Origin of the sequence: Pseudomonas sp. HMSC065H01 (assembly GCF_001815235.1) — a bacterium.
GTDB lineage: Bacteria > Pseudomonadota > Gammaproteobacteria > Pseudomonadales > Pseudomonadaceae > Pseudomonas > Pseudomonas aeruginosa.
The window spans coordinates 163,476-179,777 of the sequence record NZ_KV819908.1 but is presented as its reverse complement, the minus strand read 5'-3'; the positions used below and the strand labels follow the sequence as shown (position 1 = coordinate 179,777).

General features: G+C 66.9%; 14 protein-coding genes. 9 read left to right on the top strand and 5 right to left on the bottom strand.

The window, feature by feature from the left end; all coding sequences use genetic code 11:
• Positions 1–3 precede the first annotated feature (3 nt).
• The gene (locus HMPREF3014_RS23380) at positions 4–795 is read left to right on the top strand and encodes a YfaP family protein (protein WP_003112868.1); all 792 of its coding nucleotides are present in this window, start codon (positions 4–6) and stop codon (positions 793–795) included.
• 124 nt (positions 796–919) lie between these two features.
• Here HMPREF3014_RS23380 and HMPREF3014_RS23375 read toward each other — a convergent pair whose 3' ends face one another.
• From HMPREF3014_RS23375 to gatC, 5 genes are all read right to left on the bottom strand, one after another.
• On the bottom strand, positions 920–1,306 hold the full coding sequence (locus tag HMPREF3014_RS23375; protein WP_003094405.1) for a carboxymuconolactone decarboxylase family protein: 387 nt from the start codon (positions 1,304–1,306) through the stop codon (positions 920–922).
• Positions 1,307–1,337: 31 nt separating this feature from the next.
• Complete coding sequence (locus tag HMPREF3014_RS23370; RefSeq protein WP_003116225.1) at positions 1,338–1,715, bottom strand: septal ring lytic transglycosylase RlpA family protein; 378 nt, start codon at positions 1,713–1,715, stop codon at positions 1,338–1,340.
• A gap of 59 nt (positions 1,716–1,774) precedes the next feature.
• The gene (gatB, locus tag HMPREF3014_RS23365; RefSeq protein ID WP_225037685.1) at positions 1,775–3,235 is read right to left on the bottom strand and encodes an Asp-tRNA(Asn)/Glu-tRNA(Gln) amidotransferase subunit GatB; all 1,461 of its coding nucleotides are present in this window, start codon (positions 3,233–3,235) and stop codon (positions 1,775–1,777) included.
• 91 nt (positions 3,236–3,326) lie between these two features.
• Positions 3,327–4,781 (bottom strand): Asp-tRNA(Asn)/Glu-tRNA(Gln) amidotransferase subunit GatA, encoded by a 1,455-nt coding sequence (gene gatA / locus HMPREF3014_RS23360; protein WP_003112871.1) that lies wholly within the window; start codon positions 4,779–4,781, stop codon positions 3,327–3,329.
• Between the two features lie 12 nt (positions 4,782–4,793).
• Positions 4,794–5,084 (bottom strand): Asp-tRNA(Asn)/Glu-tRNA(Gln) amidotransferase subunit GatC, encoded by a 291-nt coding sequence (gene gatC / locus HMPREF3014_RS23355; protein WP_003106543.1) that lies wholly within the window; start codon positions 5,082–5,084, stop codon positions 4,794–4,796.
• Positions 5,085–5,323: 239 nt separating this feature from the next.
• Between gatC and mreB the strand changes: the two genes are divergently transcribed.
• The 8 genes from mreB (at position 5,324) to tldD (ending at position 16,299) form a co-directional block, all read left to right on the top strand.
• Positions 5,324–6,361, top strand: a complete 1,038-nt coding sequence (mreB, locus tag HMPREF3014_RS23350; RefSeq protein WP_003094393.1) for a rod shape-determining protein MreB — start codon at positions 5,324–5,326, stop codon at positions 6,359–6,361.
• Positions 6,362–6,392: 31 nt separating this feature from the next.
• Entirely contained in the window at positions 6,393–7,433 is a 1,041-nt protein-coding gene (gene mreC, locus HMPREF3014_RS23345) for a rod shape-determining protein MreC (RefSeq protein ID WP_071533941.1), read from the top strand.
• A complete protein-coding gene (mreD, locus tag HMPREF3014_RS23340; protein ID WP_003094389.1) occupies positions 7,433–7,927 on the top strand; it encodes a rod shape-determining protein MreD in 495 nt (164 codons plus the stop codon). Before mreC ends, mreD begins: the two co-directional genes overlap by 1 nt.
• 88 nt (positions 7,928–8,015) lie before the next feature.
• A complete protein-coding gene (locus HMPREF3014_RS23335) occupies positions 8,016–8,621 on the top strand; it encodes a Maf family protein (RefSeq protein WP_003162780.1) in 606 nt (201 codons plus the stop codon).
• A gap of 33 nt (positions 8,622–8,654) precedes the next feature.
• Positions 8,655–10,112 carry a ribonuclease G gene (gene rng, locus HMPREF3014_RS23330; protein ID WP_003094386.1) on the top strand — a complete coding sequence of 486 codons (1,458 nt, stop codon included), beginning with the start codon at positions 8,655–8,657 and terminating at the stop codon, positions 10,110–10,112.
• A 14-nt stretch (positions 10,113–10,126) separates the two neighbouring features.
• Positions 10,127–13,957 (top strand): YhdP family protein, encoded by a 3,831-nt coding sequence (locus HMPREF3014_RS23325; RefSeq protein ID WP_023086634.1) that lies wholly within the window; start codon positions 10,127–10,129, stop codon positions 13,955–13,957.
• 48 nt (positions 13,958–14,005) lie between these two features.
• Positions 14,006–14,854, top strand: coding sequence for a carbon-nitrogen hydrolase family protein (locus HMPREF3014_RS23320; RefSeq protein WP_003112739.1), 849 nt, complete (start codon positions 14,006–14,008; stop codon positions 14,852–14,854).
• 2 nt (positions 14,855–14,856) lie between these two features.
• Positions 14,857–16,299: a metalloprotease TldD gene (gene tldD / locus HMPREF3014_RS23315; protein WP_003098866.1), complete on the top strand. Its 1,443-nt coding sequence runs from the start codon at positions 14,857–14,859 to the stop codon at positions 16,297–16,299.
• Positions 16,300–16,302 lie beyond the last annotated feature (3 nt).

Sequence of the window (16,302 nt, the reverse complement as noted above, 5' to 3'; positions counted from 1 at the left end):
TCCATGAACCGAATGTCCCTTGCCGCCCTGCTCAGTTGCCTTCCCCTCGTCGCCTGGGCGGACAACCCCGTGAAACTGGATACGCCGGTCTCCGGCTGGCGTGCCGGCGACGGTTCCGCCGCCAATTACCGGCAGGTGGTGAACTACCCGGCGTCCTCGGTCAACGTCGCCGCCGACCAGGCGACCACCGCGCGCATTCGCGGCGCGATCGAGAGCCAGCCCAAGGACCGCCCGGCGACGCTGGTGGTGAACGGTGTGAGCATGCCACTGAAGGTGGACGCCGATGGCAGCTTCGACCGCCCGTTCGCCTTCCCGTCCGGCAGCAACAGCGTCGAGGTGCGCAACGCCGCCGGGCAGTCGCGACGGGTCCAGTTCTATCACGGTGGCGGCGGCGGGGAAGTGCCGGCCAAGCTGCGCGTGCTGCTGTCCTGGGACAGCGACAACACCGACCTCGACCTGCACCTGGTGACCCCGGACGGCGACCATGTCTGGTATGGCAATCGTTCGCTGGCCAACGGCGCGACCCTGGATGTCGACGTCACCACCGGCTACGGCCCGGAAATCATCGCCACGCCGACGCCGCAGAAGGGGCCCTACCTGGTCTACGTCAACTACTTCGGCGGTGGCTACGGCAGCAGCGAGGATGGCGCCGAACAGGCCGCCCAGGACCTGACCACGGCGCGCATCACCCTGGTCACCGAAGAGGGCACGCCGAACGAGAAACAGGAAACCTTCCTGGTGCCGATGCGCAAGCCTGGCGAGCTGACGCTGGTGAAGCGCTTCAGTTATCCGTAGGCGCCTGCGCTCGGTCCCATAGGGCGGATAACGCCCCTGGCGTTATTCGCCGTCGCTCAGGCATCGGTGTTATCAACCCGTGGCCTGACGGCGGCGCTCATGCCGCTGCGAATGGCTCCTGGGCTCAGGCGGGCTGTTCGCCCTGCCAGGTATCGATCGCTTCCTGCGCCGCACGGAACGCATCGATCGCCGCCGGCACCCCGGCATAGACCGCGCAGTGCAGCAGTGCCTCGCGGATTTCCTCCACCGTGCAGCCGTTGTTCAGCGCACCGCGCACGTGCCCCTTGAGTTCCTGCGGGCACTTCAGGGCGGTCAGGGCGGCCAGGGTGATCAGGCTGCGGGTCTTGCGCGGCAGCGCCTCGCGGGCCCAGACCGAGCCCCAGGCATGCTCGTTGACGAAGTCCTGCAATGGCTGGGTGAAGGCGGTGGCGTTGCCCATGGCGCGCTCGACGAAGGCGTCGCCCATGACTTCACGTCGGATCTCCAGGCCGGTCTTGCCTTGTTCGCTCATCGGAAGGTTCCTGTCGTGGGTAGAAGGTGGCTCAATCCAGCGACTCTATCCGAACCGGCGCCACGCCGCTGCGGATCATACCCAGGCCTTCGGCGGCCTTGCGCGATACATCGATGATCCGTCCGCGGCGGAACGGCCCGCGATCGTTGATCCGCACCACCACGCTGCGGCGGTTGTCGAGGTTGGTTACCCGCACGCGGGTACCGAACGGCAACGTGCGGTGGGCAGCGGTCATTGCGTTGGGGTTGTAGCGCTCGCCGCTGGCGGTACGCAGGCCTGCGTGGCGGCTGCCATAGTAGGAGGCTTCGCCGGTATCCGCGGAACCGCTGCCGGCGAGGCTGGAGCAGCCGGCGAGGAACAGGGGCAGGACGGCGAGGGCGAGGCGCGCGGCGGCGGATGGGGTGGGCATGGACAACAGGCTCCTGGCGGACAAGAAGACGCCGGGCGAACCCGGCGTCTGGCTTTGACTCACGCTTCGAGCTTTTTCTTCAGCAACTCGTTCACCTGCTGCGGGTTGGCCTTGCCTTTCGAGGCCTTCATCGCCTGGCCGACGAAGAAGCCGAACATCTTGCCGCGCTTGGCCTCGTCGGCGGCGCGGTACTGCTCGACCTGCTCGGCGTTGGCCGCCAGCACCTCGTCGAGCATCTTCTCGATGGCGCCACTGTCGGTGACCTGCTTCAGGCCCTTGGCCTCGATGATCTGGTCGGCGGAACCCTCGCCGTTGGCCATGGCTTCGAAGACCATCTTGGCGAGCTTGCCGGAGATGGTGTTGTCCTTGATGCGCAGGATCATGCCGCCCAGTTGCTCGGCGGACACCGGAGACTGCTCGATCTCCAGGCCGTCCTTGTTGAGCAGGCTGCCCAGCTCGACCATCACCCAGTTGGCCGCCAGCTTGGCGTCGCCGCAGATGCCCTGGACCTTCTCGAAGTAGTCGGCCATCTCGCGGCTGGCGGACAGCACGCTGGCATCGTAGGCGGACAGGCCGTACTGGCTCTCGAAGCGTTCGCGCTTCTGCACCGGCAGTTCCGGCAGTTGCTCGCGCAGCTTCGCCAGGTACTCGGGCTCGATGACCACCGGCAGCAGGTCGGGACAGGGGAAGTAACGGTAGTCGTTGGCTTCTTCCTTGCCGCGCATGGAGCGGGTCTCGTCCTTGTTCGGGTCGTACAGGCGGGTTTCCTGGACCACCTTGCCGCCGTCCTCGATCAGCTCGATCTGGCGCTGGATCTCATGGTTGATCGCCTTCTCGATGAAGCGGAAGGAGTTGACGTTCTTGATCTCGGCGCGGGTGCCGAATTCGGCCTGGCCCTTCGGTCGTACCGAGACGTTGCAGTCGCAGCGCAGCGAGCCCTCGGCCATGTTGCCGTCGCAGATGCCCAGGTAGCGCACCAGGGCGTGGATCGCCTTGACGTAGGCCACGGCTTCCTTGGCGCTGCGGATGTCCGGCTCGGAAACGATCTCCAGCAACGGCGTGCCGGCGCGGTTCAGGTCGATGCCGCTCATGCCCTGGAAGTCTTCGTGCAGGCTCTTGCCGGCGTCCTCCTCCAGGTGCGCGCGGGTGATGCCGATGCGCTTGCTGGTGCCGTCTTCCAGGGTGATGTCGAGATGGCCCTTGCCGACGATGGGATGGTCCATCTGGCTGGTCTGGTAGCCCTTCGGCAGGTCGGGGTAGAAGTAGTTCTTGCGGGCGAACACGTTCTGCCGGTCGATCCGTGCGTCGATCGCCAGGCCGAACAGGCAGGCCATGCGTACGGCCTCCTCGTTGAGCACCGGCAGGGTGCCCGGCATGGCCAGGTCGACCAGGCTGGCTTGGGTATTCGGCGCGGCGCCGAAGGCGGTCGAGCTGCCGGAGAAGATCTTCGATTGGGTGGCGAGCTGTGCGTGGATTTCCAGCCCGATCACGGTTTCCCATTGCATGTGGTGTTCCTCAATCCTTCTGTGCCTGCGCAGTCCCGCTGCCGACCCTGCGGGTCGCCCTCTCCGCGCCGGGAGAGGGGAGGGGACTGCGTGGCGTTGCCATGGCTTAGAAGCCGGCCGGGGTGCGGGTGTGCCAGTCGCTGACCTGCTGGTACTGGTGCGCGACGTTGAGCAGGCGGCCTTCCTGGAAGTAGGGCGCGAGCAACTGGACACCCACCGGCAGGCCGTCGACGAAGCCGGCGGGCATGGACAGCCCCGGCAGGCCGGCGAGGTTGGCGGTGATGGTGTAGATGTCTTCCAGGTACTGGGAAACCGGGTCGTCGTTCTTCTCGCCGATCTTCCAGGCCGGGTTCGGCGTGGTCGGGCCGAGGATCACGTCCACTTCGGCAAAGGCGCTGACGAAGTCGTTCTTGATCAGCCGGCGAATCTTCTGAGCCTGCAGGTAATAGGCATCGTAGTAGCCGGCCGAGAGTGCGTAGGTGCCGACCATGATGCGGTTCTTCACTTCGCTGCCGAAGCCTTCCGCGCGCGAGCGCTTGTACAGGTCTTCCAGGTTCTGCGGGGCGTCGCAACGATAGCCATAGCGCACGCCGTCGAAGCGCGACAGGTTGGAGGACGCCTCGGCCGGCGCGATCACGTAGTAGGCCGGGATGGCGTGCTGCATGTTCGGCAGGGAAATGTCCTTCACCGTGGCGCCGAGCGTCTTCAGCTCCTCGACCACGGCCAGCACCGCGTCGGCGATGCGGCTGTCGAGGCCGGCGCCGAAGTATTCCCGCGGCAGGCCGATGCGCAGGCCGCTCAGCGGCTTCTGCAGGGCGGCCAGGTAGTCGTCCACCGGCTGTTCGACGCTGGTCGAGTCCTTCGGATCGAATCCGGCCATCACCCCCAGCATCAGCGCGCAGTCCTCGGCGGTGCGCGCCAGCGGGCCGCCCTGGTCGAGGCTGGAGGCGTAGGCGATCATGCCCCAGCGGGAAACCCGGCCGTAGGTTGGCTTGATCCCGGTGAGGTTGGTCAGCGCCGCCGGTTGGCGGATCGAGCCGCCGGTATCGGTGCCGGTGGCGGCCGGCAGCAGGCGCGCGGCGACTGCCGCGGCGGAACCGCCGGAGGAGCCGCCCGGCACGCGGTCGAGGCTCCAGGGGTTCTTCACCGCGCCGTAGTGGCTGGACTGGTTCGACGAGCCCATGGCGAATTCATCCATGTTCAGCTTGCCGAGGGTAACGGCGCCGGCGGCGGTGAGCTTCTCGACCACGGTGGCGTCGTAGGGCGAGACGAAGTTGTCGAGCATCTTCGAACCGCAGCTGGTGCGTACGCCCTGGGTGCAGAACAGGTCCTTGTGGGCGATCGGCGCGCCGAGCAGGGCGCCGTTCTCGCCGTTGGCGCGCCGTTCGTCGGCTGCCTTGGCCTGGGCGATGGCCAGGTCGTCGGTGATGCTGATGAAACTGTTGAGCTGGGGATCCAGCTGCCGGATGCGACCGAGCAGGGTGCGGGTCAGCTCTTCGGCGGAAAATTGCTTGTCGGCGAGGGCGCGGGCGATCTCGGCGAGGGTCAATTGATGCAGCATGTGTCCGCGTCCTTATGACTCGATGACTTTCGGAACCAGGTACAGACCTTCTTCCACGGCGGGGGCGATGGTCTGGTAGGCGTCGCGGTGATCGGTCTCGGTGACCGCGTCCGGGCGCAGGCGCTGGGTGGCTTCCAGCGGATGGGCGAGCGGTTCGACGCCGCTGGTGTCGACCGCCTGCATCTGGTCGATCAGGCCGAGGATGTTGTTCAGGGTCTCGGTGGTGCGCGGAAGATCGGCCTCGCTCAGGCCCAGGCGGGCGAGATGGGCGATTTTTTCCACGTCGGAGCGTTCAAGCGCCATCGGGAGTCTCCAGCAAAAGCGGCCTTGGAAGGGCGGCGGGGCGCCATGCGTTATATAAGGCAGGGAACGGATGCCGCGGTCGGCGGTCTAATTCCGCCTGGACGGGCCTTGTGGGGCCGGGAAAAGCCTGCAATTTAGCATATTGCCCGCCTTGCCCAAAATCCCCGTCGTTGTTAGAGTTTGCCGCACTTTTTTACCCGCGTATTTTTCACCCACGCTTCGCCTAGGGTTTCTTTCCCATGTTCAAAAAATTGCGTGGCATGTTTTCCAGCGATCTGTCGATCGACCTGGGTACTGCCAATACCCTTATTTATGTGCGCGAGCGCGGCATCGTCCTGAACGAACCGTCCGTGGTCGCCATTCGCAGCCATGGCAGCCAGAAGAGCGTCGTCGCCGTGGGCACCGAGGCCAAGCGCATGCTCGGCCGTACCCCGGGCAACATCGCCGCCATCCGTCCGATGAAAGACGGCGTGATCGCGGATTTCAGCGTCTGCGAGAAGATGCTGCAGTACTTCATCAACAAGGTCCACGAGAACAGCTTCCTGCAGCCCAGCCCACGCGTGCTGATCTGCGTGCCGTGCAAGTCCACCCAGGTTGAGCGCCGGGCCATCCGCGAATCCGCCCTGGGCGCCGGCGCCCGCGAGGTGTTCCTGATCGAAGAGCCGATGGCTGCCGCCATCGGCGCCGGCCTGCCGGTCGAGGAGGCCCGCGGCTCGATGGTCGTAGACATCGGCGGCGGCACTACCGAGATCGCCCTGATTTCCCTCAACGGTGTTGTCTACGCCGAATCCGTCCGCGTCGGCGGCGACCGCTTCGACGAAGCCATCGTCACCTACGTGCGCCGCAACTACGGCAGCCTGATCGGCGAATCCACCGCCGAGCGCATCAAGCAGGAGATCGGCACCGCCTTCCCGGGCGGCGACGTTCGCGAAGTCGACGTCCGCGGCCGCAACCTGGCCGAAGGCGTACCGCGCAGCTTCACCCTGAACTCCAACGAGGTCCTCGAGGCCCTGCAGGAGTCCCTGGCGACCATCGTCCAGGCGGTCAAGAGCGCCCTCGAGCAATCGCCGCCGGAGCTGGCCTCGGATATCGCCGAGCGCGGCCTGGTGTTGACCGGCGGTGGCGCGCTGCTGCGCGACCTGGACAAGCTGCTGGCACAGGAAACCGGCCTGCCGGTGATCGTCGCCGAGGAGCCGCTGACCTGCGTGGCTCGCGGCGGTGGCCGTGCGCTGGAGATGATGGACCGCCACTCCATGGACCTGCTCTCCACCGAGTAAGGTGGCGAGCATCGTCGCCTAGGAGCGGATCATCAAACCGCTATTCTCCAAAGGCCCGTCGCTGGGCGTTCGCCTGTTGGTGCTGGCCGTGCTGTCGGTCAGCCTGATGGTGGTGGACGCCCGGTTCGACTATCTGGAGCCCGTCCGTAGCAAGCTGGGGATGGTGCTCACGCCTTTCTACGGCCTGGCGGAAATGCCGGTGCGCGCCTGGGAAGGCGTGCGCGACCAGTTCAGCAGCCGTAGCGAGCTGATCGCCGAGAACGAACGCCTCAAGGCCGAGTCCCTGCTGATGCAGCGCCGGGTGCAGAAACTCGCCGCGCTCACCGAGCAGAACGTGCGCCTGCGCGAGCTGCTCAATTCCGCCGCGCTGGTCGACGACAAGGTACTGGTCAGCGAGCTGATCGGCGTCGATCCGAACCCCTTCACCCAACGCATCATGATCGACAAGGGCGAGAACGACGGCGTCTTCGTCGGCCAGCCGGTGCTCGATGCCAGCGGCCTGATGGGCCAGGTGGTCGAGGTGATGCCCTATACCGCGCGGGTCCTGCTGCTCACCGACACCACCCACAGTATCCCGGTGCAGGTCAATCGCAACGGCCTGCGCGCCATCGCCGTCGGCACCGGCAATCCCGAGCGCCTGGAATTGCGCTACGTCGCCGACACCGCCGACATCAAGGAAGGCGACCTACTGGTCAGCTCCGGCCTGGGGCAACGCTTCCCCGCCGGCTATCCGGTGGCCACGGTCAAGGAAGTGATCCACGATTCCGGCCAGCCGTTCGCCGTGGTGCGCGCGGTGCCGACCGCGAAGATGAACCGTAGCCGCTACGTGCTGCTGGTGTTCAGCGACAGCCGCACCCCGGAACAGCGCGCCAACGACGCCGCCGAGGCCCAGGAAGAGGCGGACAAGAAAGCCGCCGCCGGCGCCCAGGCGCCCCAGCCTGCCGCGCAACCGGCCGCCGCGCCGTCGCCGGCCACCCCGGCAGCCCAGGGCGCTGCGCAGCAGCCCGCCGCCGCGCCCGCGCCAGCTCCCACGCAGCCTGCCGCTCCGGCGGCCAACGGGGGGCGCCGCTGATGGCTCGCGCGACCCAGGGTTCGAACAATGTCTGGGTGATCTGGCTGAGCCTGCTGGTCGGGCTGGTGCTGGCCGTAGCGCCGATGCCTACCTTCACCGAGATCGGCCGCCCGCTGTGGCTGGCGATGCTGCTGACCTACTGGGTGTTGCTGCTGCCCGAGCGCGTCGGGATGGTCACCGCCTGGCTGCTCGGCCTGGCCCAGGATGTGCTCTACGGCAACCTGCTCGGGCAGAACGCGCTGATCCTCGGCCTGATCACCTTCCTCGTGCTGTCCCTGCACCAGCGCCTGCGCATGTTCCCGGCCTGGCAGCAGTGCCTGGTGCTGGTGGTGGTCTACGGCCTGGCGCAGCTGCTCCAGCTCTGGCTCAACGCCCTGACCGGCAATCGCCCGCCGACCCTGACCTTCCTGCTTCCGGCCCTGGTCAGCGCGCTGCTCTGGCCCTGGGTGTACGCCCTGCTGCAGTTCGTCCGTCTGCGTCTCAACGTGAGGTAGGTCCGCTTCGCAGCTATGCTGCGGCGGATACGTCATTCTTCGAAACGGGTGATCGGCGCATCGCCCGACGCGTTTCCCGGGAGCCTCCATGCCGTCGCTGTATCTCGCCTCCGCCTCGCCCCGTCGCCGTGAACTGCTGACCCAGATCGGCGTTCCGCTGTCCGTGCTCGCCACCGCTATCGACGAGTCCCCCTTGCCGAACGAAGCGCCCGCCGCCTACGTCGAGCGCCTGGCGCGCGGCAAGGCGGCCGCCGGGCTGGCTATGCTGGAAGGGCGCGGCGAGGACGGTTATGTCCTGGGCGCGGATACCTCGGTGGTGATCGACGGGCGAATTCTCGGCAAGCCCGTGGACCAGGCCGAGGGGCTGGCCATGCTGGCTGCGCTGTCCGGGCGCGAACACCAGGTTCTCACCGCCGTGGCCCTGGCCGCCGCTGGCGGCGTCGAGGCGCGGGTAGTGGAGTGCCGGGTGCGTTTCCGCCAGATCGCCCCGGAAGAAGCGCTGCGCTACTGGCAGAGCGGCGAGCCGGCGGACAAGGCGGGCGGATATGCGATCCAGGGCCTCGGGGCGATATTCGTCAGCCGCATCGAAGGCAGTTACAGTGCGGTGGTCGGGCTGCCTTTGTGTGAAACTGCGGAACTGTTGAGGGAATTCGGCATCCCTTGCTGGCAGCCCGTGGGTGGCAACCCGCCGTAACGCCTAACGCGCCGAAATAAGGACAGTGGACGCATGAGCGAAGAGATCCTGATCAATATCACGCCGATGGAGTCGCGCGTGGCGGTGGTGGAAAACGGCGTCCTGCAGGAAGTGCATGTCGAACGCACCCAGCGGCGCGGCATCGTCGGCAATATCTACAAGGGGCGGGTGGTACGGGTACTGCCGGGGATGCAGGCGGCGTTCGTCGACATCGGCCTGGAACGTGCGGCGTTCATCCATGCCGCCGAGATATCCAATCGCGAAGGCAGTGCCGTGGAAAGCATCAGTGCCCTGGTCCATGAGGGGCAGGCGCTGGTGGTGCAGGTGACCAAGGATCCGATCGGCACCAAGGGCGCACGGCTGACCACCCACCTGTCGATTCCTTCGCGCTATCTGGTGTACATGCCGCGCACCAGTCATGTCGGGATATCCCTGCGGATCGAGGACGAAGTCGAGCGCGAGCGCCTGAAGAAGGTGGTGGCCGACTGCGTGGCGGCGGAAGGCATCGAGGGGCAGGGCGGCTTCATCCTGCGCACCGCCGCGGAAGGCGCGGGCGAGGACGAGATTCTCGCCGACATCCGCTACCTTCGCCGGCTATGGGACCAGATCGCCGCGCAGATCCAGACCGTCGGCGCGCCTTCGGTGATCTACGAAGACCTGTCCCTGGCGATCCGTACCCTGCGCGACCTGGTGAACCCGCGGATCGAGAAGATCCGCATCGACTCGCGAGAGAACTTCCAGAAGATCACTTCCTTCGTCGAAGAATTGATGCCGGAGATTTCCGATCGCCTCGAACACTACCCGGGCGAGCGACCGATCTTCGATCTCTACGGCGTCGAGGACGAAATCCAGAAAGCCCTGGAGCGCAAGGTACTGCTGAAGTCCGGCGGCTACCTGATCGTCGATCCGACCGAGGCGATGACCACCATCGACGTGAACACCGGCGCCTTCGTCGGCCATCGCAACCTCGAGGAAACCATCTTCAAGACCAACCTCGAGGCGGCCACCGCGATCGCCCGCCAACTGCGCCTGCGCAACCTGGGCGGGATCATCATCATCGACTTCATCGACATGGAGGACGAGGAGCATCGCCGGCAGGTCCTGCGCACCCTGGAGAAGCAACTGGAGCGCGACCACGCGAAGACCAACATCATCGGCATCACCGAGTTGGGCCTGGTGCAGATGACCCGCAAGCGCACCCGCGAAAGCCTGGTGCAGATCCTCTGCGAGCCGTGCCCCTGCTGCCAGGGACGCGGCATGCTGAAGACTGCGGAAACCACCTGCTACGAGATTTTCCGCGAGATTCTCCGCGAGGCACGTGCCTACCAGGCCGACTCCTACCTGGTGCTGGCCAACCAGAAGGTGGTGGACCGGCTGCTCGACGAGGAGTCGGGTAACGTCGCCGATCTCGAAGCGTTCATCGGCCGCACCATCAAGTTCCAGGTCGAGGCGATGTACTCGCAGGAGCAATATGACGTGGTCCTGCTCTGAGGCGTATGGCTGAAATGGCGGATGTGGGAAGCCTCGGAACGCGACTGCTACGGATCGTCCTGGGTCTGTGCGCCCTGGTACTGGTGCTGCTGGCGCTGTACGTCAGCCTTGGCCGGCAACTGGTGCCGCTGGTGGCCGAATACCGCCAGCAGCTGGAGGACGAAGCTGGCAAGCAACTCGGCATACCGGTGCGGATTGCCGAACTGACGGGCTCCTGGCGCGGCTTCGAGCCTCTGGTGGTAGCGCGCGACATTCAGGTCGGCGACGGCGAACAGAGTCTGCGCCTGGCGCGGGTGCGGCTGGCGCCGGACCTGCTCGGCAGCCTGCTGGCGCGCCAGGTGCGGATCGGCAGCCTGGAGCTGGAGGGACTCAAGCTGACCCTGCGCGAAGGCGAGGATGGCCAGTGGAGCCTGGATGGCCTGCCGCACAGCGACAAGCCCAGCGATCCCCGGAAACTCCTGCAATTCCTGCTGCAGACCCAACGCATCTCGCTGCTGGACAGTCAACTGGAGGTGGCGCCGCGGGGAAGCGCAGCGCTGTCGCTCAGCGCGGTCGGCGCGACCCTGCGCAGTTCATCGGTCGGTGGGCAGAGTCTCGATGCCCGCCTGCAACTGCCGGATGGCCAACCCCTGGCGCTGCACGCCGAAGGGCGGATCGACAGCGAGGACTGGCCGCGCAGCAGCGCCAGGTTCTATCTCAGCCTGCCGCAGAGCGACTGGGCGCAATGGTTGCCGGCCGGTCTGACCCAGGAATGGACGATCGTCCGGGCCAAGGCCGGCGGCGACTTCTGGTTCGACTGGCGCGACGGCAAGGCGCAACGGCTGGTGGCACGGCTGCTGGCGCCGCAGTTGAAGGCGTCGTATGCCGCGCGCAAGCCGGTGGAAATCAACGACCTGGGCATGAACCTGTTCTTCGATCGCGAAGCGCAGGGCTGGAAGGTTCGGGTCGGCGACCTGGCGGCGAATTTCGGCGAGCAGCGCTGGGGCGAGGTGGAGTTGCTGTTGCGTCGCGACCAGCAGAACAACGAGCCACACTGGAAGCTGCAGGCCGACCGCGTCGACCTGACGCCCCTGGTGCCGGCGATAGAAGCGCTGGCGCCGCTGCCGGACGCGGCGGCGGAGTGGGTGGCGGGCCTGAAGCCGAAGGGCATCCTGCACAACCTGAACGCCGATTTCTGGCCGCAGCGAGAGGTGCCCGAGCGGGTCAGCTACGCGACCAACCTGGAAAAGGTCGGTATCTCGGCGTTCCATGAGGTTCCGGCAGTGGAAAATGTCAGCGGCACCTTGACCGGCACCCTGGCTGGAGGCCAGCTCGACGCATCGGCGCAGGATTTCATGCTGCACCTGGCCAAGGTGTTTCCCGAGCCGTGGCGCTACCGCGAGGCTCGCACGCGGATGTTCTGGAGCCTGGACGACCGCGCCTTCACCCTCGGCAGCCACCTGATGCGGGTCGAGGGCGAGGAGGGCCGCCTGGCCGGCGACATGCTGATCCGCCTGATGCGCGATCCCGGCGCTGAAGACTACATGGACCTGCAGGTCGGCCTCAGCGACGGCGACGCGCGCTTCACCGCCAAGTACCTGCCGACCCAGTTGCCGGGAATGAACAAAAGCCTGGCGAACTGGTTGAAGACGGCGATCCGCAGTGGCCATGTCGAGCAGGGCTACTTCCAGTGGCAGGGCTCGCTGAACCGCGGCGCGGCGGCCGAAGCCCACGTCATGAACCTCTACTTCAAGGTCCGCGACGGCGAGCTGGCCTACCAGCCCGGCTGGCCCGTCCTGAGCAAAACGGTCGGCGAGGTGTTCGTCGAGGATTCCGGAGTCCGCGTGCTGGCCTCCAGCGGGAATCTGCTGAATTCCCGGGTCAGCGACGTCAAGGTCGACATTCCCCTCGGCCGTCCGGGACAGACGCCGCACCTGTATGTGGATGGGGCCGTCGACAGTAACCTGAAGGACGGCATCAAGCTGCTCCAGGAAGCGCCGATCCCGACCCGCAAGATCTTCGCCGGCTGGGAGGGCGATGGGCCCTTGCAGGGCCACCTGAAGCTGGATATTCCGCTGGACCACGACGAGGCCGGCAAGACCGGGGTGGTCGTGGATTTCTCCACCGTGGGCGCGACCCTGAAGATGCCCAGTCCGAAGCTGGATATGAGCGAAGTGAAGGGCGACTTCCGTTTCGACCTGGCCAAGGGCCTGAGCGCCCCGGCGGTGCAGGCCCGGGTGCTGGGCAGCGAGGTACGCGGGCGGATCGTCGCCGAGGGGCGCGGCGATGCGCGCACGCGCTTGCTGCTCAACGGCCAGGTGGCGGTCAAGTCGCTGAGCGACTGGCTCGGCGCTGGCCAGCGTCCGTTGCCGGTCTCGGGACGCCTGCCGTTCCAGCTCAACCTGCTGCTGGATGGCAAGGACAGCCAATTGCAGATCGATTCGGATCTCAAGGGCGCCGTCGTCGACCTGCCGGCGCCGTTCGGCAAGACGGCCGCCCAGGCGCGGCCGACCCAATGGCGGATGACCCTGGATGGCGCCGAACGACGTTACTGGGCGCGTTACGACGGCCTCGCCAGCCTGGCCTATGCGGCCCCGGCGGACAAGCCGCTGAACGGACGCGGCGCCCTGCGCCTGGGCGGTGACCCGGCGTTGCTGCCCTCGGCACAGGGGCTGCGGGTGCGCGGGCGTCTGGCGGAACTGGACTGGGACGCCTGGCAGGCCACCCTGAAGCGCTACGGCAACGGCGACCAGGCCGCCAGTAGCGCTGCGGGCCTGCTGCGCGGCGCCGACCTGCGCATCGACAGCTTCAAGGGCTTCGGCCAGGAGCTGAAGAACCTGACCGTCGACCTGGCCCGCCAGGAGCGGGCCTGGCAACTGGTGCTGGTCAGCGACCTCGCATCGGGGCGCCTGGTCCTGCCGGATGCCAGGGGCGCGCCGATCGTGGTCGATCTGGACCGCCTGAACCTGCCGAAGTCGACCCTTCCCGACGAGAACAAGGTGGAGGACTCGGACCCGCTGGCCGCCGTCGATCCGCGCAGCCTGCCGGCGGTAGACGTGAAGATCGGCCAGGTCGCCCTCGGCGGCCAGCCGCTGGGCGCCTGGAGCCTGAAGGTACGGCCGGGCAGCAACGGCGTGGCGTTCAACGACCTGGACCTCGACCTGCGTGGCCTGCACGTCAACGGCAGCCTGCGTTGGGACGGCAGTCCGGGCAATACCCGCAGCACCTATCAGGGCCGGATCGAGGGCAAGAACCTGGCGGATGTGCTCAAGGCCTGGAATTTCGCGCCGAGTGCCACCAGCGAACGTTTCCGCATGGATATCAACGGCCAGTGGCCGGGATCGCCGGCCTACATGGCCCTGAAGCGCTTCAGCGGCAGCATGGATGCATCGCTGCGCAAGGGGCAGTTCGTCGAGGTCGAAGGCAGCGCCCAGGCGCTGCGAGTGTTTGGCCTGCTCAATTTCAACGCGATCAACCGCCGGCTGCGCCTGGATTTCTCGGACATCCTCGGCAAGGGACTGAGCTATGACCGGGTGAAGGGGGTTCTCTCCGCCACCGACGGCGTCTACGTCACCCGCGAGCCGCTGAAGCTGGAAGGACCGTCGAGCAACCTGGAGTTGAACGGTACCCTGGACCTGGCTCACGATCGGATCGACGCCAAGCTGCTGGTGACCTTGCCATTGACCAACAACCTGACCCTGGCGGCACTGATAGTCGGCGGTCCGGCGGTCGGCGGCGCGGTCTTCGTCGTCGACAAGTTGCTCGGCGACCGGGTCTCGCGCTTCGCCAGCGTGCAATACAGCGTCAAGGGCCCCTGGCAGGATCCGAAGATCAGCTTCGACAAGCCATTCGAGAAGCCCCGCTGAGCGGCGCCCGGTGCTGCGACGCGGCGCTTTCGTCCGCAAGGAGGAACCATGTCCATTGCCGTGATCCAGATGGTCAGCCAGGACGACGTGACGGCCAACCTGGCCGCCGCCCGTCGCTTGCTGGAACAGGCCGCCGAGGGCGGGGCGCGGCTCGCCGTGCTACCGGAAAACTTCGCCGCCATGGGCCGGCGCGACCTGGCCGAACTGGGGCGCGCCGAGGCGCGGGGGAACGGGCCTATCCTGCCGTGGTTGAATTCCGCCGCTCGCGACCTCAGGTTGTGGATAGTCGCCGGAACGTTGCCGCTGCCGCCGGATGGGCAACCCGAGGCGAAGGCGAATGCCTGTTCGCTGCTGATCGACGAGCACGGAGAGCGGGTCGCCCGCTACGACAAGCTGCACCTGTTCGATGTGGATGTAGCCGATGCGCGGGGCCGCTATCGTGAATCCGACGACTATGCTTTCGGTCAGAAGATCGTGGTGGCGGATACGCCGGTCGGCCGCCTCGGCCTGACGGTCTGCTACGACCTGCGTTTTCCGGAGCTCTATACCGCCCTGCGCGAGGCCGGCGCGGAACTGATCACGGCGCCGTCGGCGTTCACCGCGGTGACCGGCGCGGCGCACTGGCAGGTACTGGTCCGCGCCCGTGCCATCGAGACCCAGTGCTACCTGCTGGCGGCCGGACAGGGTGGCGTTCACCCACGGGGCCGGGAGACGTTCGGCCATTCGGCCATCGTCGATCCCTGGGGCCGGGTCCTGGCCGAGCGGCCGCAGGGCGAAGCGGTGCTGCTGGCGGTGCGCGACGCCGCAGAACAGGCGGATATCCGCCGGCGCATGCCGGTGGTGGCGCACAGACGATTTTTCCCGCCGGCCGAACCGCGGCCGGCGCGTACGGAGTGAATATGAGCGAGTTGTTGTCATCCGTCAGCCAGCAATTGCTGGCCCCCGGTGGTCTGGAACTGGACAGCCTGCCCGGCATTCTTCATGAACTGAACGGCCCGGGCATCGATGCCGCCGACCTATATTTCCAGAGTCAGGTCTCCGAGTCGTGGATGCTCGAGGACGGCATCGTCAAGGAAGGCAGCTTCAATCTCGACCAGGGTGTCGGGGTACGCGCGCAGTCGGGCGAGAAGACCGGCTTCGCCTATAGCAATGCGATCACCGCCGAGGCGTTGAAACAGGCCGCGGTGGCGGCCCGTTCGATTTCCCGTGCGGGACAGAACGGCAGCGTGCAGGCGTTCAAGGCCGTGGTGCCGGCTCGCCTGTACGCCGGCGAGAACCCGCTGGACGTGCTCAGCCGTGCCGAGAAGGTCGAGTTGCTGAAGCAGATCGACGCCGCTACCCGTGCGCTCGATCCCCGCATCCAGCAGGTCACGGTGAGCATGGCCGGCGTCTGGGAGCAGATCCTGGTAGCGGCCAGCGACGGTTCGCTGGCCGCCGACATTCGTCCGCTGGTGCGTTTCAACGTCAGCGTGATCGTCGAACAGAACGGCCGACGCGAACGCGGCGGCCACGGCGGCGGCGGTCGCACCGACTATCGCTATTTCCTCCAGGAGGATCGTGCCATGGGCTACGCCCGCGAGGCCCTGCGCCAGGCACTGGTCAACCTCGAGGCGATTCCCGCGCCGGCCGGCACCCTGCCGGTGGTGATGGGCGCGGGTTGGTCCGGGGTCCTGCTCCACGAAGCGGTCGGCCACGGCCTGGAGGGCGACTTCAACCGCAAGGGCAGCTCCGCCTACAGCGGCCGGGTCGGCGAAAAGGTCGCCTCGAGCCTGTGCACCATCGTCGACGACGGCACCCTGGCCGGGCGTCGCGGCTCGCTGAGCGTGGATGACGAAGGCACGCCGAGCAACTGCAACGTGCTGATCGAGAACGGCGTGCTCAAGGGCTACATGCAGGACAAGCTCAACGCCCGCCTGATGGGTGTGGCGCGCACCGGTAACGGCCGCCGCGAGTCCTACGCGCACCTGCCGATGCCACGCATGACCAACACCTACATGCTGGCCGGCGAGAGCGATCCGCAGGAAATCATCGCCTCGGTGGAGAAGGGTATCTACTGCGCCAACCTCGGCGGTGGCCAGGTCGATATCACCAGCGGCAAGTTCGTGTTCTCCACCAGCGAGGCCTACCTGATCGAGAACGGCAGGATCACCACCCCGGTGAAAGGCGCCACCCTGATCGGCAACGGTCCGGAAGCGATGAGCCGGGTGTCCATGGTCGGCAACGACCTGGCCCTGGACAGTGGCGTGGGAACCTGCGGGAAGGACGGTCAGTCGGTGCCGGTCGGCGTCGGCCAGCCGACCCTGAAGATCGATGCGATCACCGTCGGCGGCACCGGCGCCTGAGGC

Excerpts from the sequence above, each read along its gene's own strand:
- mreD (WP_003094389.1), top strand. The coding sequence starts at position 7,433 with ATGGCTCGCGCGACCCAGGGTTCGAACAATGTCTGGGTGATCTGGCTG.
- HMPREF3014_RS23370 (WP_003116225.1), bottom strand. The coding sequence starts at position 1,715 with ATGCCCACCCCATCCGCCGCCGCGCGCCTCGCCCTCGCCGTCCTGCCC.
- HMPREF3014_RS23325 (WP_023086634.1), top strand. The coding sequence starts at position 10,127 with ATGGCGGATGTGGGAAGCCTCGGAACGCGACTGCTACGGATCGTCCTG.
- gatC (WP_003106543.1), bottom strand. The coding sequence starts at position 5,084 with ATGGCGCTTGAACGCTCCGACGTGGAAAAAATCGCCCATCTCGCCCGC.
- gatA (WP_003112871.1), bottom strand. The coding sequence starts at position 4,781 with ATGCTGCATCAATTGACCCTCGCCGAGATCGCCCGCGCCCTCGCCGAC.
- rng (WP_003094386.1), top strand. The coding sequence starts at position 8,655 with ATGAGCGAAGAGATCCTGATCAATATCACGCCGATGGAGTCGCGCGTG.
- HMPREF3014_RS23335 (WP_003162780.1), top strand. The coding sequence starts at position 8,016 with ATGCCGTCGCTGTATCTCGCCTCCGCCTCGCCCCGTCGCCGTGAACTG.
- HMPREF3014_RS23375 (WP_003094405.1), bottom strand. The coding sequence starts at position 1,306 with ATGAGCGAACAAGGCAAGACCGGCCTGGAGATCCGACGTGAAGTCATG.
- HMPREF3014_RS23320 (WP_003112739.1), top strand. The coding sequence starts at position 14,006 with ATGTCCATTGCCGTGATCCAGATGGTCAGCCAGGACGACGTGACGGCC.
- tldD (WP_003098866.1), top strand. The coding sequence starts at position 14,857 with ATGAGCGAGTTGTTGTCATCCGTCAGCCAGCAATTGCTGGCCCCCGGT.
- mreB (WP_003094393.1), top strand. The coding sequence starts at position 5,324 with ATGTTCAAAAAATTGCGTGGCATGTTTTCCAGCGATCTGTCGATCGAC.
- HMPREF3014_RS23380 (WP_003112868.1), top strand. The coding sequence starts at position 4 with ATGAACCGAATGTCCCTTGCCGCCCTGCTCAGTTGCCTTCCCCTCGTC.